Genomic DNA, 20,318 nt, shown 5'->3' with positions numbered 1-20,318 from the left:
CGGCTAAAGCCGCTCTCGCAGGACTGCGCAGTTGTTGAAACTGTGAAAATCCCTGTAGGAGCGGGTTTACCCGCGAAAGGGCCGGTTCAAGCAAAGCAGCACCTGAAGGTGTCTATGCTTACAGCAGACCTCTCAGGAACCACACCCATGACCCTGATCAGCCGCGAACCCTGGTGGCTAGTCCCCCCAAAGCCCGGGGAGCAAGAGCAGGACCTGCACTGGGGCTACCTGGAAATCTACGCCGACGGTCGCGCTGTGTTCGTCGACCAGCGCCCCACTGACCGGGAACTGGCCGAGCGCAAGAGCTGCCGCAATTTCCCCGACCCCGAACCGTGACGGCTCAGCCTTCCAGTTCGGCCAGGCGCGCTTCCAGCGCCGCAATGCGGGCTTCGAGGGCTTCGATGCGGTCTTCTGACACACTGCCGCCACTGTTGCGCGCGCCGCCTTCCTGTTGGCGTGCAGCGAGAATCGCCTCGATTTCCGCCGGGTCGCCCAAGGCATGGGTGTAGCGGTCTTCACGCTGGCCGGCCTGACGTGGCAGGTGCAAAGCCAGGTCCCGCGAGATCAGGCGCTCCAGCTGATGCTGGATCTGCTCGGTGTCGTCAAAGTCGTGCAGGCGGTTGCTACGGGTCAGCAGTTCGTTGAGGGTTTGCGGGCCCCGCAGGAACATCAGGCCCATCAACACCAACTGTGCTGGCACCAGCTCCAGTGCCTTGTCTACCCGATGTTCCCAGCGGTCGGCACGGCTGCCCATCTGCAGGCGGGTCATGCCCTGACCTTCGAGGGCGCGCAGCGCCTGGCCGACCTGGCCTTGGGTGAGGTTCATCACCGGCTCGCGGCTGGTCTTCTGGTTGCAGGCCAGGACCAGGGCATTGAGGGTCAGCGGGTAGCTTTCCGGGCTGGTGGCCTGCTTTTCGATCAGCGAGCCGAGAACGCGGATCTCGATGCTGTTGAAGCGGCCTTCACCTGCGGTTTCGTGTTCTGACATGGCCCTGTCTCGTGGCTGGGGAAAGGCCACTAGGGTAGGTAATGCCATCGAGTAAGGCAATTGGGGCCGCAATGCGGCCCCGGCGCGCTTAGCCGTTACGCCGCTCTTCAGCCTGACACGCCGCCGCAGTGAACAGCACATCGGTCGAAGAGTTCAGCGCCGTTTCGGCCGAATCCTGCAACACGCCAATGATGAAGCCCACCGCCACTACCTGCATGGCAATTTCGCTTGGGATGCCAAACAGGCTGCACGCCAGCGGAATCAGCAGCAGCGAACCCCCGGCCACGCCCGAGGCGCCGCAGGCGCACACTGCCGCCACCACGCTGAGCAGCACGGCAGTTGGCAGGTCTACCTGGATACCCAGGGTATGCACTGCGGCCAGGGTCAGCACGGTAATGGTGGTTGCCGCGCCGGCCATGTTGATGGTTGCGCCCAGCGGGATCGACACCGAGTAAGTGTCTTCATGCAGGCCGAGGCGTTCCGACAATGCCATGTTGACAGGGATGTTGGCGGCCGAGCTGCGGGTGAAGAACGCAGTAATGCCGCTTTCACGCAGGCACAGCAGCGTCAGTGGGTAGGGGTTGCGGCGGATCTTCCAGAACACGATCAGCGGGTTCATCACCAGCGCCACGAACAGCATGCAGCCAATCAGTACCGCCAGCAGGTGCAGGTAGCCGAGCAGGGCGTCCAGGCCAGACTGTGCCAGGGTGGAGCTGACCAGGCCAAAAATGCCCAGCGGGGCGAAGCGGATGACCATGCGCACGATCAGGGTGACGCCATTGGACAGGTCTGCGACCACGGTGCGGGTGGTTTCGCCGGCATGGCGCAGGGCCACGCCCAGGCCGACGGCCCAGGTCAGCACGCCGATGAAGTTGGCATTGAGCAGGGCATTGACCGGGTTGTCTACCGCGCTCAGCAGCAGGTTCTGCATTACCTCGGCGATGCCGCCTGGCGCGCTCAGCGTGGCTTCGCTGGTGCTTAGCGCCAGGTGCGAGGGGAACAGCATGCTGGCAACCACGGCCACCACTGCAGCGGCAAAGGTGCCCAGCAGGTACAGCCAGAGGATCGGGCGAATGTGGATTTCCTGGCCGTGACGATGGTTGGCGACCGAAGCCATGACCAGGATGAACACCAGCACAGGCGCAACCGCCTTCAGGGCACTGACGAACACCTTGCCAAGAAAGGCCAGGTCACGGGCGATGGCAGGTGCCAGCAGGGCGAGGGCGATACCGGCGAGCAAGCCGATGACGATCTGGGTCACCAGGCTGGTGCGGTTGAGGAGGCGGAGAAAAGGGGTCATGTGCAGCGGTATCTCGGAATCTGGAAAGGGCGGACTTTACCATAGAGCACCTATGGCGCATGCCGGGCTGTGTTCGTAGTCAATCAGGCTTTTACGGCTACCAGTGAAACAACTCCCGCCGCGCCCCCTCGGTAATCGCCACGATCCCTGGGTGCTTGACCTTGCGCTCCACCGAAATGGCATAGAACGATTCGTGCACGGCTTCGGTCTGCCCGATCAGTTGCACGCCATACTGACGGCACACCTCTTCGGCGATTACGCTGGGAGCAACGAAAATGCCGCTGCCCGATTGACCGAACGCTTGCATCAAGGCACTGTCATCGAACTCCCCCACGATCCGTGGTTGCACCTGCTGCTCGCCCAGCCACCGCAGCAGGCGGCTGCGTACCACGGTCTCCTGGCCGGGAACAAGCAGCGGAGCATCCTGCAGACACGCTGGAAAAGGACCGTCCAGCCGTTGTACCAGCGCCGGTGTGGCGAAGAAGCTCAGCCCGCACTCGCCCAGCTTCTGGCTGTAGCCCTTGATGTCCAGGTGGTTGGGCATGGGGCTGTCGGAAATCACCAGGTCCAGGCGCTGGATAGCCAGGTCTGCCAGTAACCGCTCAAGTTTGTCCTCGCGGCAGTTGATGCGCAGCACCTCCTCCAGATCCATGGTCGGTGCCAGCAGGCGGTAGACAATGGATTTGGGCACCACGTCAGCCACCCCCACACGAAACAGGATCTGCTCCTGAGGGCCGGCGCGCAGCATGGCTTCAAGCTCGCTGCCAATCTGAAACATCTGTTCTGCATACACCAGGGCCTGGCGGCCGGTTTCGGTCAGTTCCAGCTGCCGGCCGGCGCGCTGGAACAGTTCCAGGCCGTAGGTTTGCTCGAACAGGGTGATCTGCCCGCTGATGGTTTGCGGTGTGAGGTTCAGCTGTTGGCTGGCGCGGGTGATGCTGCCCGTCTTGGCCACGGCCCAGAAGTAATGCAGCTGGCGATAGTTAAGCACCGTCGGTCGTTCCGATTCGTAAAAACCGAAGTATATGCCATGAAAATACGAATTTTCCTGAACTATTGCCGTCTCTAGAATGCACGGCTACCAGGCGCCATGCGCCGCCGGGTTATTTCAAGCGAGGACACCATGCTGCAATTCAAATCCATTGGCACCCCGTTGGTGCTGGCTTTGGCCCTGTTCACCCTGGCAGGCTGCGACCAGGCCGAGAAATCCGCCCAGCAGATGCTCGACCAGGCGGCGCAGTCGGCCAAGCAGGCCATCGACGACACCAACAAGGCTGCCCAGCAGGCGCTGAGCGAAGCCATCGGCAGCGAAGGGCACAAGCCCAAGGATGCCGAGAAGAAAGAAGAAACCCAGGAAATCTGACCCCAACCGACGCTGCAGGATTTGAACAATGGAATATTTGCTGGAACTCGCCGCTAGCCCGACCGCCTGGGTTGCCCTGGCTACGCTGGTGGCCATGGAAATTGTACTGGGCATCGACAACCTGATCTTCATCTCGATCCTGACCAACAAATTGCCGGTGGAGTACCGCTCCAAGGCGCGGCGTATCGGTATCAGCATGGCCTTGGTCATGCGGCTGGCCTTGCTCAGCACCGTGGCCTGGATCGTTCAGCTGACCGACCCGGTGTTCGAAGTGTTCGGCAACACCTTCTCGTGGAAGGATGTGATCCTGATTGCCGGTGGTCTGTTCCTGCTGTGGAAGGCGACCAAGGAGATTCACGAAAACGTCGACCCGCATGGCGCCAAGGAGGAAGCCAAAGTCTCCTCCACGGTTACCCTGGGCTTTGCTGCGGCGATCTTCCAGATCCTGCTGCTGGATATCGTCTTCTCGGTCGACAGCATCATCACCGCCGTGGGCATGACCGAGCACCTGCCTATCATGATTATCGCCGTTATCACTGCTGTGATCGTGATGATGGTGGCAGCCGATCCGCTGGCCAATTTCATCAACGACAACCCGACCGTGGTCATGCTGGCGCTGGGTTTCCTCATCATGATCGGCATGACGCTGATCGCCGAAGGCTTCGGCGCCCATGTACCCAAGGGCTATGTGTATGCCGCCATGGCGTTCTCGACGGCTATCGAGGTCCTCAACATCCTGGCCCGCCGGGCGCGTTTGAAGCGTGAAGCGGCTGAAGGTTGATGTAAAAAAGGCGTTTTGCGCCCCCCCTCACGGACAAGCCCGCTCTTACAGGTACCTCGCGTCCCACTGGCATTGCGAAATACCTGTGCAGCGGGCTTGTCCGTGAGTGGGCTTCAGAAAATCCTGAGGTTAGCTCACCCCGGCATGCCGCCGCGCCCGTGATACCGGCTGTGGCCTTGGCGGGGCCTGCGGTGGCAGGTGGTGATGGTGTGCATGACGCCGCACGATACGCAGTACACCCCACAGCATGGCGGCTGCGACGCTTAGCCACATGCCTACCAGCATGAGTATTGCCATGGTCAGGCTCATCTGTGCCTCCATCTCTACGGCAAGCGCTTGATTGGCCCGCGTTTACCTTCCAGACACTGCTTTAGTCTAGCCCTTCGCCTGTGACGTTCCATCGAACAATGGTCGATCTCTAGTGCCGATTCGCTCCAAGGCGCTGTCGGACTATACCCGCGCGGCTGTCGGACCTATGATCGGTGGCCAGAGCCGGGCGCTGCCTGCCTGGCGTTGGAACAAGCGAGTGTCCATGGAGCAACATTCCTTCAAGGCTGCCCCCCGACGGCTACTGGCCGCCTGTCTGCTGGCTGCCACCCTGGCCGGCTGCGCCAGCGCACCGCCCGGTAACCTCAAGGGCCTGCCGCAGCGGGTCGAAATCAGCAGCGTGCCGTTCTACCGTGGCAACGCCAACCACAGCGGGGCCATGGCGCTGGCGGCAGTGCTGTCGCAGCAGGGGGCGCCTATTACGCCGGGCTTGCTGGATAAGCCGCTGAACCTGCCTCAGGGCGCCGAAACGCTGGATACCGCTATTCCCCGTGTGGCGCGGGACTACGGCAGGGTGGTGTACCCGCTGGACAAGCAACTGGACGCGCTGTTGACCCAAGTGGCGGCGGGCAACCCGGTGCTGCTGCGTTACGAGGAAGGTTCGGCCTGGTGGAGCGAGCCGCGCTATGCGGTGTTGATGGGGTATGACCGTTACAAGCAGCGGGTGCTGCTGCGCTCGGGCATGCACCGGCGGCAGATGATGGCATTCGATGACTTTGCATCGGCGTGGGCAAAGCAGGGGAGTTGGGCGGTGCTGGTGCAGCCACCTCGGCAACTGCCGGCTCAGGTTGATCGCCAGCGGTGGTTGCATGCTGCGGATGAACTGGCCAAGGCGGGGCAAGAGATTGCGGCGAAGCAGGCGGTAAATAGCCTGAACAAATAGCGCTGCCAGTGCCTGCCCCTTCGCAGGTAAGCCCGCGCCCACACGGACTGTGCAATAGCACAAATCCTGTGGGCGCGGGCTTGCCTGAATCAGAAGCCCAGGCGGTCGCGCAGGCTGTAGTACCAGGCACCGATGGCGCTGAAGGGTACGCGCAGCATCTGGCCACCCGGGAACGGGTAGTGCGGCAGGCCGGCAAAGGCGTCGAAGCGCTCTGCCTGGCCGCGCAGGGCCTCGGCCAGTACCTTGCCCGCCAGGTGGGTATAGGTCACGCCGTGGCCCGAGCAACCCTGCGAGTAGTAGATGTTGTCGCCGATCCGGCCAACCTGTGGCAGGCGCGACAGGGTCAGCAGGAAGTTACCGGTCCAGGCGTAGTCGATCTTCACGTTCTTCAGCTGCGGGAAGGCCTTGAGCATTTTCGGGCGGATGATCGCCTCGATGTTGGCCGGGTCACGCGCGCCGTACACCACGCCGCCACCGAAAATCAGGCGCTTGTCGCTGGTCAGGCGGTAGTAGTCGAGCAGATAGTTGCAATCCTCGACGCAGTAGTCCTGCGGCAGCAGGGTGCGTGCCAGTTCTTCGCCCAGTGGCTCGGTGGTGATCACCTGCGTGCCGCATGGCATGGACTTGGCGGCCAGCTCGGGTACCAGGTTGCCCAGGTAGGCGTTGCCGGCAACGATGATGAACTTGGCGCGGACCTTGCCCTGCGGGGTATGCACGACCGGGTTGGCGCCACGCTCGATGCGCACGGCCGGGGTTTGCTCATAGATGATGCCACCCAGCGACTCGACCGCGGCAGCTTCGCCCAGGGCCAGGTTCAGCGGGTGGATGTGGCCGCCGCTCATGTCGAGCATGCCGCCAATGTAGCTGTCGCAGGCAACCACTTCGCGGATGCGCTTCTGGTCCATCAGCTCCAGCTGATTATGGCCAAAGCGTTCCCACAGGCGCTTTTGCGATTCCAGGTGGCCCATCTGCTTGCTGGTAAGGGCGGCGAATACGCCACCATCTTTCAGGTCGCACTGAATGTTGTACTTGGCCACGCGCTCACGAATGATGCGCCCGCCCTCGAAGGCCATGTGGCCCAGCAGTTGTGCCTGCTTGGGGCCAACGGTGCGTTCGATGACATCAATGTCGCGGCTGTAGCTGTTGACGATCTGGCCGCCGTTGCGGCCCGATGCGCCAAAGCCGACCTTGGCCGCTTCGACGATGCTTACCTTGAAGCCGTTCTCCAGAAGGAACAGGGCGCTGGACAGGCCGGTGTAGCCGGCACCGATGATGCACACATCGGTTTCCACCTCACCCTGCAGCGCCGGACGTGGCGGCACCGGGTTGGCCGAGGCGGCGTAGTAGGACTGGGGGTAGGGGGTGTTAGCCATGCTGCAGGAACCTCGTGTTTTATATTTTTAACGAATGTACCGATGCTATCAATAATAATAAACACCCGCTAGTCGTCTGGTGAAAATCCTTTACGGGGCCCCCCTCAGTCAGCCTCTCTATAAAGAGTTTAAGATTCAGTAGGTTAGCGCGAAAAAAAGTGTTGACAGGGTTTTTGTAATGCGTAGAATGCGCACCACACGACAGGCACATAGCTCAGTTGGTTAGAGCACCACCTTGACATGGTGGGGGTCGTTGGTTCGAGTCCAATTGTGCCTACCAAATCGAAAAAGGGGTGATCCGAAAGGGTCACCCCTTTTTTCATTGTCCATTGCCATGCGGGTCGAAAACCGCGGTATGGGCACGAAGCGCTTGCATGCGAAAGTTTTTGATTTTTCTCAAAAAAAAGCTTTACAGGTACGCGTCGGATCACTAATATGCGCACCACACGACAGGCACATAGCTCAGTTGGTTAGAGCACCACCTTGACATGGTGGGGGTCGTTGGTTCGAGTCCAATTGTGCCTACCAAATCGAAAAAGGGCGATCAGAAATGATCGCCCTTTTTGCATTTGCGCCCGAAGCAGCGTGTAACGTTTGGTCGCGGTTCGGGCATACCCCGGCGTGCTAGAATCCGCCCCTTCGAATCTGGAGGTACACGCGTGCGCAAACTGGCTGTGGTAATGGCAGTGCTCGCCCTGGCGGGCTGTGAGAACGAGGTCGAAGGCGTGCACAAGCAGGTGGCCGAACACCTGCACAACCCCAAGACCGCCAAGTTCGGCAACGTGCGGATCGACACCCAGGGCACCATCTGCGGTCAGGTCCGCGGCAAGGACGATGCCGGGCAGTACGAAGCCTACCGCAGCTACGTGGCGATCAAGCGCGATGGCCAATACGACATCATCGTCGACGATACCGGCAATAACCTGCGTATCCGCGAGCTTTGCGGCGGCGCCGACCTGCAGCGGCGTGCCGAGGCCCTGGCAGGCCAGCCGGCGCCCCAGGGTTGGGATGTGGAAGTGGTGCAGGGCGCCAACATGGGGGCGCTCAGCGACATGACGGCGCGCCTGATCGAAAAGGGCATCCCGTCTTCGGTGGAGTACCGCGACGGCAAGCCGGTGGTGCTGCTGGGGCCGTTCCCCACCCGCGAAGAGGCGCAAGCGCGCAGGGACGAAGTGATGGCCAAGCTGGGTACCGATTCGGTGGTCATCCAGCACGGCGCATCACGCTAGGGTCTGTTTTCAACGCGGCATGAACAAGTATCAAGGCTTTTCCTGCAGAGCCTAAGCCTGGGCAGAGGCTCCGCCGCCAAGGCTTGTGTCAGGCGCCTTTCACACAAGTTTGGCTATGCTTGGGTGGGTAGCTGCCAAACGGGGAGGGCCTCATGTCTACACTGGAGCGGGCCATTGCCGTGGCCGCCAGGGCGCATGAAGGGCAATACGATAAGGGTGGGGCGGCTTATATCCTCCACCCGTTACGCGTGATGATGCGGGTTTCCACACCTGAACAGCGGATTGTGGCGGTGCTTCACGATGTGATTGAAGACACCCCGCTGACCCTGTCCGACCTGGCGCGTGAGGGCTTCGCGCTGAAAATCCTGGCCGCGTTGCTGGCGCTTAGCCGCCGCGAGGGCGAACCTTACCAGGATTTCGTGGCGCGCCTGGGCGGTGATCCGTTGGCGCGCACCGTCAAGCTGGCCGATCTGGCCGACAATAGTGACCTCTCGCGCATCCCCTGCCCGGGCCCTGCCGACCTGGCGCGGCTGGCTCGTTACCGGGAAGCCAGCGCCTACTTGCAAGCGCTGGCTTAAGGGTCAACCGCACGCCTTGAGGTTGACCGGCCCCACGAACGCGTTTCCCCGCCCCATCACGCAGGCGACCTATTGGTTGCGTTGCCGCTCCCAGGCTTGCGGCGGGTAGGTCTTGTTCCAGGCTTCGAACAACTGGCGGTCCTGTTTGGACAGACGCAGGTTGTACTGCTTGCTCATGTAGAAGTAGGTGCGGGCGATCATGCCGCGGATCGATGGGCGCGGCATCACTTTCCTGGCCTTGAAATCGACCTGGGTCAGGCAGCGGCCATACTGGCCGCGTTGCTCCGGCAGCCAGCCGAAACTGAAGTTGCTGCGGTCGCCGTTGACCTCGCCGATGCTTGGCACCAGGTTGTGCAGGTCGGCTTCGGCGCGTTTGTACACTTCGTCATGCTGCGAGCACTGCTTGCGCCCGCCACTCTGCCAGCATTGGCGCTGATGGCCGATCTGCCAGGCGGGTACGATGTGTTCCCATTCGATGCGCGAGGCGCGCCGGGCATTCTTGCGTGGGGTATAGCCGCATGACGCCAGGTCGACCTTGTTGCCCTTGTATTTGCACCCGCAATAGAACTCGGTCGATTGCGGTGCATAGAGCTTCCAGGCGACCTTCTTGGCCTCCTGGAAGGTGCGCGGGGCGTCGGCTTGAGCAAACGGAGTGGTCAGTAACAGGCAAGCGGCTGCGAAAAGCGAAACTCTCATGCGCAGTCAGTCTTCCTTTGGTACGGTCCAGAAAATCTGCACGCCGCCATCGTCACGGTGGGCGAGGGTGACGTTGTCGTTCTCGGCAATCTCCTGAAGCAGGGTTTCCCAGTCATCCGGGCTTTCCTGTTCCAGGCGGAAGATCAGCGCCGCGCGGCTGCGCTGGGCGGTGGGGCTGTTGATGATCTTCTGGATGCGTACACCCAGCTGTTCATAGCTGCTCGGGGTGGCGGAGGCGGTGCTGGACACAGGAATTTCCTTGTTTTTGCTGTATGCACGTACAGTATTTCACTGTAAGTAAATTCGCAACAGCTTGTCAGGAGAAATCCAGCGTTGGCCTGTAAACCATCAGGCAGGTCAGAAAGGTAAGCGATGTCGCCGGTTTTTTACCCTCAGTGTCTGTGCGGTTCAGGAGAGGGCATTGAGGCCCTCAGAGCCGGCGCACCGGCACTGAGGGGGGAGCACTCAGTATTCCCAGAAGATGCGCTGCAGCTCCTTGCTGTCCTGGGTCTTGGTCATTGCCACCATCGCCAGGATCCGCGCCTTCTGCGGGTTCAGGTCGTGAGCCACGACCCAGTCGTTTTTGTCATCCGGCTGTTCGGCGTTGCGCAGTACGAAACCACCCTGGTTGACATGCGACGAGCGGATGATCTGCACGCCGTTCTTGCGCAGTTCCTGCAGCGCCGGGACTACCCGCGACGATACCGAACCGTTGCCGGTACCGGCATGGATCAGCGCCTTGGCGCCGTTCTGCGCCAGCGCCTTGTAGGCGGTGTCGGTGACGTTGCCATAGCCATAGGCAATGTCCACCTGCGGCAGGCTGCTGATCTGCTTGATGTCGAACTCGGAATTGACCGTATGGCGCTTGGCCGGCAGGCGGAACCAGTACGATTTGCCTTCCACTACCATGCCCATCGGGCCCCAGGCGCTCTTGAAGGCTTCGGTCTTGATGTTGACCGCCTTGCTCACGTCGCGGCCGGACTGGATCTCGTCGTTCATGGTCACCAGCACGCCTTTGCCACGCGACTGTTTGTCGCTGGCTACGGCCACGGCGTTGTACAGGTTGAGCATGCCGTCGGCGGACATGGCGGTACCCGGGCGCATCGAGCCGACCACCACGATTGGCTTGTCGGTCTTCTCTACCAGGTTGAGGAAGTAGGCGGTTTCTTCGAGGGTGTCGGTGCCGTGGGTGATGACGATACCGTCGACGTCCTTGCTTTCGGCCAGCTCGGCGACGCGCTTGCCCAGTTTCAGCAGGTCGTCATTGCTGATGCTCTCGGAGGCGATCTGCATCACTTGTTCGCCGCGTACGTTGGCGATGTCGGCCAGTTCTGGCACGCCGGCGATGAGCTTGTCGACGCCCAGCTTGGCAGCCTGGTAAGTGGCGCTGTTGGCAGCGCTGGCACCGGCGCCGGCAATGGTGCCGCCGGTGGCGAGGATGACCACGTTGGCCAGCTTTTGTTGGGTTTCGGCTTCCTTGGCCGAGGCGCTGGTTGGCAGGATCAGCAGCAGGGCGAGTGCGCTGGGGGCGAAGGTTTTCAGTGCGGCATTCATCGTTATTGTTCTCGCTTCCTAGTGAGATAGTTATTGAGTCGCGCTCGGCTACAGGCACTTTTCGTACCAAGGCACCACGCGCTGCCTGGGTGGGAGCGGCCGTGCGTTGCAATGGGCTGCTTGGCAGCCCCGGCAATGGGTGGTGTTGCACCGAACCCGGGGCCGCTGCGCGACCCTTTCATTACCAAGCGCTGCGGCTGAGAAAAGGGGATTTCATTCGTAATTCCGAACAAAAAAAGGAAAAGGCGTTCGGTTTTTCGGAAAAGCCTGCATAATCGGCCTCAGCAGCACTCTGGCCTCCGATAGCCAAACGGATTTGACAAACAACGGTCCTGTTACCATAGTTGGTCAACGCAAACGTTTGCGATCCGATAAAAAACACAAGATTCGGAGTCATCGTCCATGAAGCTGCCGTTCCCCGGTCGTCTGCTGGCCCTCGCTGTCATTTCCTCGCTTAGCCTCGCCTTGCCATTGTCTGCTGCCCACGCCGAAGACAAGCCCAAAGTCGCCCTTGTCATGAAGTCGCTGGCCAACGAATTCTTCCGCACCATGGAAGACGGCGCCAAGGACTACCAGAAGAGCCATGCCGACGAGTTCGACCTGATCGCCAACGGCATCAAGAACGAAACCGACACTGGCGAGCAGATCCGCATCGTCGAGCAGATGGTCAATGCCGGCGCCAAGGCCCTGGTCATTGCTCCGGCTGACTCGAAGGCACTTGTGTCGGCGGTGAAGAAGGCCATGGACCAGGGGGTGGTGGTGATCAATATCGACAACCGTCTGGACCCTGATCTGCTCAAGAGCAAAGGCATCAGCGTTCCCTTCGTCGGCCCCGACAACCGCAAGGGCGCGCGCCTGGTTGGCGATTACCTGGCCAGCCAGAAGCTCAAGGCCGGCGACCAGGTGGGCATTATCGAAGGCGTGCCGACCACCACCAATGCCCAGCAGCGCACCGCCGGCTTCAAGGACGCCATGAATGCCGCGCAGATGAACATCGTCTCGGTGCAAAGCGGCAATTGGGAGATCGACAAAGGCAACGCCGTCGCTGCCTCCATGCTCAACGAATACCCTGACCTGAAGGCCTTGCTGGCTGGCAACGACAGCATGGCCCTGGGCGCTGTGTCCGCCGTGCGTGCCGCTGGCAAGACCGGCCAGGTGCAAGTGGTGGGCTATGACAACATCAATGCCATCAAGCCAATGCTTGCAGACGGTCGCGTGCTTGCCACCCTCGACCAGGCCGCCAGCCAGCAGGCGGTGTACGGCATTCAGGCGGCGCTGAAAATGGTCAAGGGCGAAAAGCCTGATGTGGATGCCGACAACGTCATCCAGACCCCGGTCGAACTCGTCACCAAGAAGCCCTGATGCTGCCAGGAGAATCGGCCATGCCTGCATCGGCCAATGAAGTGGTGCTCGCCGCCAGCGGCCTGGGCAAGACCTACGCCCAGCCCGTGCTCGGCGAGGTCAGCCTGAACCTGCGCGCCGGTGAAGTGCTGGCCCTGACCGGCGAGAACGGCGCTGGCAAGAGCACGTTGTCCAAGCTCATCGGTGGCCTGGAGCTGCCCACCACCGGGCACATGACCTACCGCGGCCAGGCCTACGCGCCCGGCAGCCGCAGTGAGGCCGAACGCCTAGGTGTGCGCATGGTCATGCAGGAGTTGAACCTGCTGCCGACGCTGACTGTGGCGGAGAACCTGTTTCTCGACAACTTGCCCAGCCGCTTTGGCTGGATCAGCCACAAGCGCCTGCGCCAACTGGCAATGGCCGCCATGGCCCGGGTCGGGCTCGACGCCATCGACCCGGACACCCCGGTCGGCGAGCTGGGCATCGGCCATCAGCAGATGGTCGAGATTGCCCGCAACCTGATCGGTGACTGCCATGTACTGATCCTGGACGAACCCACGGCCATGCTCACTGCGCGCGAGGTGGAGTTGCTGTTCACCCAGATCGAGCGCCTGCGTGCGCGTGGCGTGGCCATCGTTTATATCTCGCATCGCCTGGAAGAGTTGCAGCGCGTGGCGCAACGCATCGTTGTACTGCGCGATGGCAAACTGGTGTGCGACGAGCCGATCCAGCGCTACAGCAGCGCCGAACTGGTCAACCTGATGGTCGGCCGCGAGCTGGGCGAGCATATCGACCTGGGCCGGCGGCAGATAGGTGCACCGCTGCTCAAGGTTGACAAGTTGTGCCGCGGCGACAAGGTGCGCGAGGTGTCGTTCGAAGTCAGGGCAGGGGAAATTTTTGGCATCTCCGGTCTGATCGGCGCCGGCCGTACCGAGCTGTTGCGCCTGATCTACGGTGCCGATCGCGCCGACAGCGGCTGTATCGCGCTGGGCCAACCGCCGCAGGCGGTAAACATCGACTCGCCCAAGGCTGCAGTGCGGGCCGGCATCGCGCTGATAACCGAAGACCGCAAAGGCGAGGGCCTGCTGTTGACGCAGTCGATCAGCGCCAACATTGCGTTGGGCAACCTGGGCGCGGTATCGCGCGCCGGTGTGCTCGATAGCGAAGCGGAAAAGGCCTTGGCCGAACGCCAGATCCAGGCCATGCGCATTCGCAGTGCTGGCGCGCAGCAAGTGGTGGGCGAGCTGTCTGGCGGTAACCAGCAGAAGGTGGTAATTGGCCGCTGGCTGGAGCGCGATTGCCAGGTGCTGCTGTTCGACGAACCCACGCGTGGCATCGATGTGGGCGCCAAGTTCGACATCTATGGCCTGCTGGCCGAGCTGGCGCGTCAAGGCAAGGCCTTGGTGGTGGTGTCCAGTGACCTGCGCGAACTGATGCTGATTTGCGACCGCATCGCCGTGCTGTCCGCCGGCCGCCTGATCGACACCTTCGCGCGTGATCATTGGAGCCAGGACCAGTTGCTTGCCGCCGCCTTCGCCGGTTATCAGAAACGTGACGCACTGCTGCATGATGCAGCCCCCAGGATGGATGCATGAAAACCACCCCGCTAAACAACCAGGGCGCCGCCCCCATGCGCCGCAGCGGTACGTACTTTGGCCTGGGCACCTACCTGGGCCTGGCTGGCGCCTTGCTGGCGATGATCGTGCTGTTCTCGTTCCTCAGCAGCCACTTCTGGTCGTATGGCACCTTCAGCACGCTGGCCAACCAGATCCCGGACCTGATGGTGCTGGCGGTGGGCATGACCTTTGTGCTGATCATCGGCGGCATCGACCTGTCGGTGGGTTCGGTGCTGGCGCTGGCCGCCTCGACGGTGAGCGTGGCGATACTCGGCTGGGGCTGGGGCGTGCTGCCCTCGGCGCTGCTAGGTATGGCTGTGGCCGCATTGGCCGGCAGCATTACCGGTGGCGTCACCGTGGCCTGGCGCATCCCGTCGTTCATCGTTTCGCTTGGTGTGCTGGAGATGGCCCGTGGCCTGGCCTACCAGTTCACCGACTCGCGCACCGCCTATATCGGCGACGCCTATGCCTGGTTCTCCAACCCGGTCGCCTTTGGTGTTTCGCCGGCGTTCATCATCGCCTTGTTGGTGATCGTGCTCGCCCAGTTGGTCCTGACGCGTACGGTGTTCGGTCGTTACCTGATCGGTATCGGCACCAACGAAGAGGCCGTGCGCCTGGCCGGTATCGATCCGCGCCCCTACAAAGTGCTGGTGTTCGCCCTGATGGGCCTGCTCGCCGGCCTGGCCGCGCTGTTCCAGATCTCGCGCCTGGAAGCGGCCGACCCCAATGCTGGCTCTGGCCTGGAACTGCAGGTCATTGCTGCCGTCGTGATCGGCGGCACTAGCCTGATGGGTGGGCGTGGCTCGGTCATCAGCACCTTCTTTGGCGTACTGATCATTTCCGTATTGGCCGCCGGGCTGGCGCAGATCGGTGCCAGCGAGCCGACCAAACGCATCATCACCGGGGCGGTGATCGTCATCGCCGTGGTGCTCGACACTTACCGTAGCCGGCGTGCAGGCCGGCGGAACTGACAACATGGCAACCATCAAAGACGTCGCGGCACTGGCGGGTATTTCGTACACCACCGTGTCTCATGTACTCAACAAGACCCGGCCGGTCAGCGAACAGGTGCGGCTGAAAGTGGAAGCCGCCATCATTGAGCTGGATTACGTGCCCAGCGCGGTGGCGCGTTCGCTGAAGGCGCGTAGCACGGCCACCATCGGCCTGTTGGTGCCCAACAGCGTCAACCCGTACTTCGCCGAGCTGGCGCGGGGTATCGAAGACGCCTGCGAGCGCAACGGCTATTGCGTGATCCTGTGCAACTCCGACGACAACCCGCAGAAGCAGCGCAGCTACCTGCGCGTGCTGTTGGAAAAACGCATCGACGGCCTGGTGGTGGCCTCGGTGGGCCAGGACGACGACCTGCTGCAAAGCCTGGCCAGTGTGCGCACGCCAATGGTCATCGTCGACCGTGAACTGGAAGGCGTCGATGCTGACCTGGTGCGCATTGACCACGAGCAGGGGGCGTACCTGGCCACCCAGCACTTGCTGGGGCTTGGCCATCGCGATGTTGCCTATATCGGCGGCCCCGCCGAAACCGGGGTTACCCAGCTGCGCCTGAGCGGCTTCCGCCGTGCCATGGCCGAAGCCGGGGCGCCTGTGCTGGGCAGCCGTGTACTGCACTGCGACTTCACCAGCCCGGGTGGCCATGCAGCGGCGGCGCAGGTGCTGGAAGGCAAACGGCCCTCGGCGATTTTTGCCGGCAACGACATGATCGGCTTTGGTGTGCTGCGTGCTGCAGCCGAACGCAATATCAGCGTACCCGGCGAGCTGTCGGTGATCGGCTTCGACGACATCGAACTGAGCCGCTACGTGTACCCGCCGCTGACCACCGTGGGCCAGTCGATTCGCGAGCTGGGCGAGAGCGCTGCCTCGTTGCTGCTGACGCGTATCGCTACACCTCGGCAGGGCGCGGCAGAGCAGCGCATTGTCGCCCCGCGTATCGTCTTGCGTGAGTCCACCGGGCCGCGCCCGGACCTGTTCAATGATTACCGCTAACGCTAAGGAAATGTCATGAATGCCAAGGTTGTGGTGGTCGGCAGCCTCAATATGGACCTGGTGGCCCGCGCCCGGCGCCTGCCACGGGCCGGCGAAACACTCCCCGGCGATAGCTTTTTCACGGTGCCGGGCGGCAAGGGTGCCAACCAGGCCGTGGCGGCTGCGCGGCTGGGCGGCAGCGTGGCGATGATCGGCAATGTTGGGGATGATGATTACGGTCGGCAACTGCACCGGGCCTTGTATGTCGAGGGGGTCGACTGTCAGGGCGTCAGCACCTGCCCAGGCGTGTCCAGCGGTGTGGCGCTGATCACGGTGGATGCCGCCAGCCAGAACTGTATTGTCATCGTTCCCGGCGCCAACGGCCTGCTGACGCCGCAGTCGGTGCTGCGCTTCGATGCACTGCTGCAGGCCGCCGAGGTGGTCATCTGCCAGCTGGAAGTGCCGACTGACACTGTGGCTTGCACGCTGGCCAGGGCGCGTGAGCTGGGCAAGCAGGTCATCCTGAACCCGGCGCCTGCTACCGGCCCCTTGCCTGCGGACTGGTTTGCGCATATCGATTACCTTACCCCTAACGAAAGCGAAGCCGAAGCCTTGACCGGTGTGGCGGTGACCGATCAGGACAGTGCCCGGCGCGCCGGCGAGTGCTTGCTGCAGCTGGGGGCAGGCAAAGTGATCATCACCTTGGGTGCGCAAGGTGCCTTGCTGGTTACCGCCCAAGGCCATCAGCACTATCCTGCACCGCACGTGCAGCCGCTGGACACCACCGCTGCCGGCGATACCTTCATTGGCGGCTTTGCTGCCGGCCTGGTACGTGGGTTGGAGGAGGGTGAGGCGATCATCTTTGGTCAGCGGGCCGCAGCATTGTCGGTTACCCGTGCCGGTGCCCAGCCATCGATTCCCTACTTGGCGGAGCTGACGCCATGAAGAAAACCCCACTGTTGAACGTTGCCCTGTCGCGGGTCATTGCCGGCATGGGGCATGGCGACATCCTGGTGATCGGCGATGCCGGGCTGCCGGTGCCGCCGGGGGTGGAATTTATCGACCTGGCCATTACGCCTGGCCTGCCGGACTTCGCCAGCGTGCTGCGGGTGGTGCTGAGCGAATTGCAGGTTGAGCGGCACGTGCTGGCTGAAGAAATGCAAAAAGTGGTGCCACCCGCGCTGGTCGAAATCGAGCGATTGAAGGGCAAGCTGGGCAAGCGCGAGTGGCTGGCCCATGAGGATTTCAAAGTGCTGTCGCGTAGTGCTCGTGCAGTGGTGCGTACAGGCGAGTGTCAGCCCTACAGCAACATCGCCCTCATCTCCGGCGTCACCTTTTAGCCGGTTCCACAAAAGACACCGGGGGGCAAACGAATAATTCATAGGCAACAGGAGTGCCACCCATGCTCAAGTCCCTGCTACAAGGAATCGTCTTAATGGCCACAGGCTCGACCCTCCAGGCCGCCCCCATCGACCTGATCATTGACACCGATCCCGGCGCCGACGATGTGGTTGCGCTGTTTCTGGCCATGGCTTCGCCCAAAGAGCTCAATATCCGCGCCATCACCACAGTGGCCGGCAACGTGCGCCTGGACAAGACCTCGCGCAATGCCCGCCTGGCCCGCGAATGGGCCGGGCGCGAAGACATCCCGGTGTACGCCGGTGCCGGCCGCCCATTGGTGCGCACGCCGATCTATGCCGCCGATGTTCATGGTGAAGAAGGCCTCACCGGTGTCCAGGTGCACGAGCCGAAAGCCCCCCTGGCCCAGGGCAATGCCGTGCAATACCTGGTCGATACCCTCGGCGCAGCCAAACCGCACAGCATCACCGTCGCCATGCTCGGCCCGCAGACCAACCTGGCCCTGGCGCTGATCCAGCGCCCAGGCATCGTCAAAGGCATCAAAGAGGTGGTGGTCATGGGGGGAGCGCATTTCAACGGCGGCAACATCACCCCGGTGGCGGAGTTCAACCTCTATGCCGACCCGCACGCCGCCGAAGTGGTGCTGGCCAGCGGCGTGCAGCTGACCTACCTGCCTCTGGACGTCACCCACAAGCTGCTGACCAGCAACGCCCGCCTGACGCAACTGGCAGCCGTGAACAACCAGGCCAGCAAGCGCGTGGTGGACATCCTCAATGCCTACATCACCCACGACATGGACCTGTACGGCATGCCCGGTGGCCCTGTGCATGACGCCAGTGTCATCGCCTACCTGTTAAAGCCCGAGCTGTTCAGTGGTCGGCGCATCCACATGAGCATCGACAGCCGCGAAGGGCCCACTTTCGGCCAGACAATTGCGGACTGGTACGGCGTGCTCAAGCAGCCAGCGAATGTGCTGTGGGTGGAGCAGGGTGATGCCCAGGGGCTGTTCGACCTGCTCAGTGCCCGTCTGGCGCGATTGGAATAGCTGCGTGCGGCGCGTAGCGCTCGAACACCTGGTCGATGAAGCTGCGTGCCGCCTCGGCACCGTTGTCGCGCACCAACAGGTCGATGGCGATCAACAGCAACTCTTCCGGAGTGCCAGGGCTGTACGCGCTCTGGCCCTCGGCCCATTTGACCTTGATATCGGCATCGATGCTGTGGGTGCTCATGAAAAGCTCTCGCTGGGGGCCCGGAACGAAGGAAGAACACCTGACCCTGGTGTTCGATGGAGGCGGGATGCGCTCCACTTCTTGCAGCAAATCATGGCTTTGCGCCGGTGACCGTGCGGGCTAAGCATATGGCAAACACAGCACGTTGTGCAAAATCCGGTCACGATTGCTTTTCGCCTCCCTGCTACAGTTCAGGCAGACTTGACAGGTTTTGCAACAAATGATGAGCGGAGCTGTCGGATCAGGCAGTTCCCGGACCGATTTAGGAGGCTTCATGTTCCGTACCCGTGCTTACCTGGCAACTTTGGCTGTGGCTGCTGTCCTGGCGGGTTGCAGCACTGGTGGCAACGCTGATGGTGGGGCTGCGCCGGCCGCCCCAGCTGGCAACGATGGTCGCTGCCAGGCCAGTGGTGCCGACTTTGCCATTGGCAAACAGGCCAGTGCCGAATTGCTGGAGCAGGCACGCAAGGCCAGCGGCTCGCAGATGGCGCGCATTCTCAAGCCGCGCGATGTGGTCACCCTGGAGTACCGCTCAGAGCGCCTGAACCTGAACGTGGACGAGCAGGGCAGGGTAACCCGCGCCAACTGCGGTTGATGCACGCGGGGGCAACTGCCTTGCGCAAAATGTGAAAAGCCTGCGCAGTCGCCTGTAGGAGCGGGTTCACCCGCGAACACGGGCGAAGCCCGTGCCATTCACCCTAAAGTCTGTTTCGCAGGCAATCCCGCCCCACTCAGATGATGCAATCGCCCATAAAAAAACCCGCCACAAGGGCGGGTTTTTTTACAGCTATCCGAATTACTCCGGACGAACCTGTGCAGCCTGCATGCCCTTCTGGCCGCGCTCGGCGACGAAGGAAACAGTCTGGCCTTCTTTCAGGCTCTTGAAGCCGTCAGATTCGATGGCTTTGAAGTGTACGAACAGGTCGTCGCCGCCGCCTGCTGGGGTGATGAAGCCGTAGCCTTTCTCATCATTGAACCATTTGACGGTGCCTTGTTGGCGATTGGACATGGGTGAATCTCCAGAACATTTAGTTTTTTCATTGGTGCAATGCGGCCGAGGCTACGGAGCACGGGATACATCATAGTCTAATTCTGCGCATCTAGCGCCTTTTACCTTCGCAGGATATTGATCCAGCTCAAAGAATGGCTGGTCGTCGCTGACTTTAAGGTTTCAGCTCTTCGGTGCACAGGCCTGTTTTACCACCATCTGCGCCCTCTGCATCAGCTTGGCGTCAACGCCGTCCTTGCTGTCGAGGTCGGCAATCTCGGCGTCGGTGAAGTTCTTTTTGATAGCTTGCGCGCCGCAGTCGCAGTGCTTTTTCGCGGTGGCAGCGTCAACGCCCTGGCCGCTGGCCACTTGCGTGCACTGGGTCATGTAGCCGGCCTCCTTCCCGGGGGGGAAGTTGCCGGCGTTCGCAGCCACGGGCAGCAGCAGGGCGCCAGCGGCCGCCAGGGCCAGAAGAGACGGAACTCGCATCACCAGTTACTCCTTGGGTTAAGGTCTCATCAAGAGTAGGTTGCTTCCCAAAGTCTGAGCGGTATTTTTCCGCGTTAGTTCACCGCTGCGGTGCAATTTCCAAATATTTCTGCCTGGGGTGCAACCCGCGTGCTAGCATGCCCGGCTTGCGGTCGCGCTGTTGCCGGCTGCAGCTATCTTTTTTCTTTCCAGTCACTCTGGTTCGTTCCTGACAAGCCGAAAGGCTTCTGCCACTGTGGGGCAGGCT

The 20,318-nt window shown here is 62.0% G+C and carries 24 protein-coding genes, 2 tRNA genes and 1 pseudogene; 16 read left to right on the top strand and 11 right to left on the bottom strand.

Going from position 1 to position 20,318, the window contains the following annotated elements:
* Positions 1–147: 147 nt before the first annotated feature.
* On the top strand, positions 148–336 hold the full coding sequence (locus QCL51_RS15355; protein WP_021782791.1) for a hypothetical protein: 189 nt from the start codon (positions 148–150) through the stop codon (positions 334–336).
* Positions 337–340: 4 nt separating this feature from the next.
* Here QCL51_RS15355 and QCL51_RS15350 read toward each other — a convergent pair whose 3' ends face one another.
* The 3 genes from QCL51_RS15350 to nhaR all read right to left on the bottom strand — a co-directional run bounded on the left by QCL51_RS15350 (position 341) and on the right by nhaR (position 3,279).
* Positions 341–988, bottom strand: a complete 648-nt coding sequence (locus tag QCL51_RS15350; protein ID WP_021782790.1) for a DUF480 domain-containing protein — start codon at positions 986–988, stop codon at positions 341–343.
* A gap of 88 nt (positions 989–1,076) precedes the next feature.
* Positions 1,077–2,288 carry a serine/threonine transporter SstT gene (gene sstT / locus QCL51_RS15345; RefSeq protein ID WP_021782789.1) on the bottom strand — a complete coding sequence of 404 codons (1,212 nt, stop codon included), beginning with the start codon at positions 2,286–2,288 and terminating at the stop codon, positions 1,077–1,079.
* Between the two features lie 97 nt (positions 2,289–2,385).
* Entirely contained in the window at positions 2,386–3,279 is an 894-nt protein-coding gene (gene nhaR, locus QCL51_RS15340) for a transcriptional activator NhaR (RefSeq protein WP_021782788.1), read from the bottom strand.
* Positions 3,280–3,411: 132 nt separating this feature from the next.
* On the opposite strand from nhaR, the gene QCL51_RS15335 reads away from it, so the two are divergent.
* A complete protein-coding gene (locus QCL51_RS15335; protein ID WP_021782787.1) occupies positions 3,412–3,651 on the top strand; it encodes a hypothetical protein in 240 nt (79 codons plus the stop codon).
* Positions 3,652–3,679: 28 nt separating this feature from the next.
* A complete protein-coding gene (locus tag QCL51_RS15330; protein ID WP_021782786.1) occupies positions 3,680–4,432 on the top strand; it encodes a TerC family protein in 753 nt (250 codons plus the stop codon).
* A 129-nt stretch (positions 4,433–4,561) separates the two neighbouring features.
* Here the strand turns inward: QCL51_RS15330 and QCL51_RS15325 are convergent, their stop codons facing one another.
* On the bottom strand, positions 4,562–4,741 hold the full coding sequence (locus QCL51_RS15325; protein ID WP_021782785.1) for a hypothetical protein: 180 nt from the start codon (positions 4,739–4,741) through the stop codon (positions 4,562–4,564).
* A 166-nt stretch (positions 4,742–4,907) separates the two neighbouring features.
* On the opposite strand from QCL51_RS15325, the gene QCL51_RS15320 reads away from it, so the two are divergent.
* Complete coding sequence (locus QCL51_RS15320; RefSeq protein ID WP_021782784.1) at positions 4,908–5,642, top strand: peptidase C39 family protein; 735 nt, start codon at positions 4,908–4,910, stop codon at positions 5,640–5,642.
* Positions 5,643–5,731: 89 nt separating this feature from the next.
* Here the strand turns inward: QCL51_RS15320 and QCL51_RS15315 are convergent, their stop codons facing one another.
* Positions 5,732–7,015 (bottom strand): FAD-binding oxidoreductase, encoded by a 1,284-nt coding sequence (locus QCL51_RS15315; RefSeq protein ID WP_003250557.1) that lies wholly within the window; start codon positions 7,013–7,015, stop codon positions 5,732–5,734.
* A 203-nt stretch (positions 7,016–7,218) separates the two neighbouring features.
* Between QCL51_RS15315 and QCL51_RS15310 the strand changes: the two genes are divergently transcribed.
* From QCL51_RS15310 to QCL51_RS15295, 4 genes are all read left to right on the top strand, one after another.
* Positions 7,219–7,295: transfer RNA gene (locus QCL51_RS15310), tRNA-Val, on the top strand.
* 171 nt (positions 7,296–7,466) lie between these two features.
* Positions 7,467–7,543: transfer RNA gene (locus QCL51_RS15305), tRNA-Val, on the top strand.
* Between the two features lie 131 nt (positions 7,544–7,674).
* Positions 7,675–8,244, top strand: a complete 570-nt coding sequence (locus QCL51_RS15300; RefSeq protein ID WP_021782783.1) for an SPOR domain-containing protein — start codon at positions 7,675–7,677, stop codon at positions 8,242–8,244.
* Between the two features lie 152 nt (positions 8,245–8,396).
* Positions 8,397–8,822: a bifunctional (p)ppGpp synthetase/guanosine-3',5'-bis(diphosphate) 3'-pyrophosphohydrolase gene (locus QCL51_RS15295; RefSeq protein ID WP_021782782.1), complete on the top strand. Its 426-nt coding sequence runs from the start codon at positions 8,397–8,399 to the stop codon at positions 8,820–8,822.
* 3 nt (positions 8,823–8,825) lie between these two features.
* On the opposite strand, the pseudogene QCL51_RS15290 reads toward QCL51_RS15295, so the two are convergent.
* The 3 genes and pseudogenes from QCL51_RS15290 to QCL51_RS15280 all read right to left on the bottom strand — a co-directional run bounded on the left by QCL51_RS15290 (position 8,826) and on the right by QCL51_RS15280 (position 11,072).
* Positions 8,826–9,518: pseudogene (locus QCL51_RS15290) on the bottom strand (endonuclease I family protein).
* 6 nt (positions 9,519–9,524) lie between these two features.
* Positions 9,525–9,767 carry a DUF1654 domain-containing protein gene (locus QCL51_RS15285; RefSeq protein WP_004574330.1) on the bottom strand — a complete coding sequence of 81 codons (243 nt, stop codon included), beginning with the start codon at positions 9,765–9,767 and terminating at the stop codon, positions 9,525–9,527.
* A 216-nt stretch (positions 9,768–9,983) separates the two neighbouring features.
* Positions 9,984–11,072 carry an asparaginase gene (locus QCL51_RS15280; RefSeq protein WP_021782780.1) on the bottom strand — a complete coding sequence of 363 codons (1,089 nt, stop codon included), beginning with the start codon at positions 11,070–11,072 and terminating at the stop codon, positions 9,984–9,986.
* A gap of 402 nt (positions 11,073–11,474) precedes the next feature.
* On the opposite strand from QCL51_RS15280, the gene QCL51_RS15275 reads away from it, so the two are divergent.
* From QCL51_RS15275 to QCL51_RS15245, 7 genes are all read left to right on the top strand, one after another.
* Positions 11,475–12,434 carry a sugar ABC transporter substrate-binding protein gene (locus QCL51_RS15275; RefSeq protein ID WP_330508078.1) on the top strand — a complete coding sequence of 320 codons (960 nt, stop codon included), beginning with the start codon at positions 11,475–11,477 and terminating at the stop codon, positions 12,432–12,434.
* 20 nt (positions 12,435–12,454) lie between these two features.
* Entirely contained in the window at positions 12,455–14,008 is a 1,554-nt protein-coding gene (locus tag QCL51_RS15270; protein WP_021782778.1) for a sugar ABC transporter ATP-binding protein, read from the top strand.
* The gene (locus tag QCL51_RS15265) at positions 14,005–15,000 is read left to right on the top strand and encodes an ABC transporter permease (protein ID WP_103462683.1); all 996 of its coding nucleotides are present in this window, start codon (positions 14,005–14,007) and stop codon (positions 14,998–15,000) included. Before QCL51_RS15270 ends, QCL51_RS15265 begins: the two co-directional genes overlap by 4 nt.
* Positions 15,001–15,004: 4 nt before the next feature.
* A complete protein-coding gene (locus tag QCL51_RS15260) occupies positions 15,005–16,027 on the top strand; it encodes a LacI family DNA-binding transcriptional regulator (RefSeq protein WP_021782776.1) in 1,023 nt (340 codons plus the stop codon).
* Positions 16,028–16,042: 15 nt separating this feature from the next.
* Complete coding sequence (rbsK, locus tag QCL51_RS15255; protein WP_021782775.1) at positions 16,043–16,951, top strand: ribokinase; 909 nt, start codon at positions 16,043–16,045, stop codon at positions 16,949–16,951.
* Positions 16,948–17,346, top strand: coding sequence for a D-ribose pyranase (rbsD, locus tag QCL51_RS15250; RefSeq protein WP_021782774.1), 399 nt, complete (start codon positions 16,948–16,950; stop codon positions 17,344–17,346). The genes rbsK and rbsD overlap by 4 nt, the downstream gene beginning before the upstream one ends.
* A 62-nt stretch (positions 17,347–17,408) precedes the next feature.
* On the top strand, positions 17,409–18,410 hold the full coding sequence (locus tag QCL51_RS15245; RefSeq protein ID WP_275966610.1) for a nucleoside hydrolase: 1,002 nt from the start codon (positions 17,409–17,411) through the stop codon (positions 18,408–18,410).
* On the opposite strand, the gene QCL51_RS15240 is transcribed toward QCL51_RS15245, so the two are convergent.
* Complete coding sequence (locus QCL51_RS15240; protein ID WP_003250649.1) at positions 18,382–18,594, bottom strand: hypothetical protein; 213 nt, start codon at positions 18,592–18,594, stop codon at positions 18,382–18,384. The two genes, QCL51_RS15245 and QCL51_RS15240, sit on opposite strands and share 29 nt — an antisense overlap.
* A 274-nt stretch (positions 18,595–18,868) precedes the next feature.
* Between QCL51_RS15240 and QCL51_RS15235 the strand changes: the two genes are divergently transcribed.
* Complete coding sequence (locus QCL51_RS15235; RefSeq protein ID WP_338443644.1) at positions 18,869–19,189, top strand: I78 family peptidase inhibitor; 321 nt, start codon at positions 18,869–18,871, stop codon at positions 19,187–19,189.
* Between the two features lie 201 nt (positions 19,190–19,390).
* Here the strand turns inward: QCL51_RS15235 and QCL51_RS15230 are convergent, their stop codons facing one another.
* Together QCL51_RS15230 and QCL51_RS15225 are read right to left on the bottom strand one after the other, a co-directional pair.
* Positions 19,391–19,603, bottom strand: a complete 213-nt coding sequence (locus QCL51_RS15230; RefSeq protein ID WP_003250656.1) for a cold-shock protein — start codon at positions 19,601–19,603, stop codon at positions 19,391–19,393.
* A 162-nt stretch (positions 19,604–19,765) separates the two neighbouring features.
* Positions 19,766–20,071 (bottom strand): hypothetical protein, encoded by a 306-nt coding sequence (locus tag QCL51_RS15225; protein WP_176683836.1) that lies wholly within the window; start codon positions 20,069–20,071, stop codon positions 19,766–19,768.
* Between the last annotated feature and the right edge of the window lie 247 nt (positions 20,072–20,318).

It is taken from the genome of Pseudomonas sp. LTR0 (assembly GCF_036630035.1).
GTDB lineage: Bacteria > Pseudomonadota > Gammaproteobacteria > Pseudomonadales > Pseudomonadaceae > Aquipseudomonas > Aquipseudomonas putida_Y.
The sequence above is the reverse complement of the archived record's forward strand: the minus strand, read 5'-3'. Positions and strand labels throughout refer to the sequence as shown.

What these genes read in the sequence shown, in the direction of transcription:
- rbsD (WP_021782774.1), top strand. Translation starts at nt 16,948, where the DNA reads ATGAAGAAAACCCCACTGTTGAACGTTGCCCTGTCGCGGGTCATTGCC.
- QCL51_RS15245 (WP_275966610.1), top strand. Translation starts at nt 17,409, where the DNA reads ATGCTCAAGTCCCTGCTACAAGGAATCGTCTTAATGGCCACAGGCTCG.
- QCL51_RS15260 (WP_021782776.1), top strand. Translation starts at nt 15,005, where the DNA reads ATGGCAACCATCAAAGACGTCGCGGCACTGGCGGGTATTTCGTACACC.
- QCL51_RS15325 (WP_021782785.1), bottom strand. Translation starts at nt 4,741, where the DNA reads ATGAGCCTGACCATGGCAATACTCATGCTGGTAGGCATGTGGCTAAGC.
- QCL51_RS15330 (WP_021782786.1), top strand. Translation starts at nt 3,680, where the DNA reads ATGGAATATTTGCTGGAACTCGCCGCTAGCCCGACCGCCTGGGTTGCC.
- QCL51_RS15270 (WP_021782778.1), top strand. Translation starts at nt 12,455, where the DNA reads ATGCCTGCATCGGCCAATGAAGTGGTGCTCGCCGCCAGCGGCCTGGGC.
- rbsK (WP_021782775.1), top strand. Translation starts at nt 16,043, where the DNA reads ATGAATGCCAAGGTTGTGGTGGTCGGCAGCCTCAATATGGACCTGGTG.
- QCL51_RS15280 (WP_021782780.1), bottom strand. Translation starts at nt 11,072, where the DNA reads ATGAATGCCGCACTGAAAACCTTCGCCCCCAGCGCACTCGCCCTGCTG.
- QCL51_RS15225 (WP_176683836.1), bottom strand. Translation starts at nt 20,071, where the DNA reads ATGCGAGTTCCGTCTCTTCTGGCCCTGGCGGCCGCTGGCGCCCTGCTG.
- QCL51_RS15295 (WP_021782782.1), top strand. Translation starts at nt 8,397, where the DNA reads ATGTCTACACTGGAGCGGGCCATTGCCGTGGCCGCCAGGGCGCATGAA.
- QCL51_RS15355 (WP_021782791.1), top strand. Translation starts at nt 148, where the DNA reads ATGACCCTGATCAGCCGCGAACCCTGGTGGCTAGTCCCCCCAAAGCCC.
- sstT (WP_021782789.1), bottom strand. Translation starts at nt 2,288, where the DNA reads ATGACCCCTTTTCTCCGCCTCCTCAACCGCACCAGCCTGGTGACCCAG.
- QCL51_RS15275 (WP_330508078.1), top strand. Translation starts at nt 11,475, where the DNA reads ATGAAGCTGCCGTTCCCCGGTCGTCTGCTGGCCCTCGCTGTCATTTCC.
- QCL51_RS15235 (WP_338443644.1), top strand. Translation starts at nt 18,869, where the DNA reads ATGTTCCGTACCCGTGCTTACCTGGCAACTTTGGCTGTGGCTGCTGTC.
- QCL51_RS15230 (WP_003250656.1), bottom strand. Translation starts at nt 19,603, where the DNA reads ATGTCCAATCGCCAACAAGGCACCGTCAAATGGTTCAATGATGAGAAA.
- QCL51_RS15315 (WP_003250557.1), bottom strand. Translation starts at nt 7,015, where the DNA reads ATGGCTAACACCCCCTACCCCCAGTCCTACTACGCCGCCTCGGCCAAC.
- QCL51_RS15350 (WP_021782790.1), bottom strand. Translation starts at nt 988, where the DNA reads ATGTCAGAACACGAAACCGCAGGTGAAGGCCGCTTCAACAGCATCGAG.
- QCL51_RS15320 (WP_021782784.1), top strand. Translation starts at nt 4,908, where the DNA reads ATGATCGGTGGCCAGAGCCGGGCGCTGCCTGCCTGGCGTTGGAACAAG.
- QCL51_RS15240 (WP_003250649.1), bottom strand. Translation starts at nt 18,594, where the DNA reads ATGAGCACCCACAGCATCGATGCCGATATCAAGGTCAAATGGGCCGAG.
- QCL51_RS15335 (WP_021782787.1), top strand. Translation starts at nt 3,412, where the DNA reads ATGCTGCAATTCAAATCCATTGGCACCCCGTTGGTGCTGGCTTTGGCC.
- QCL51_RS15265 (WP_103462683.1), top strand. Translation starts at nt 14,005, where the DNA reads ATGAAAACCACCCCGCTAAACAACCAGGGCGCCGCCCCCATGCGCCGC.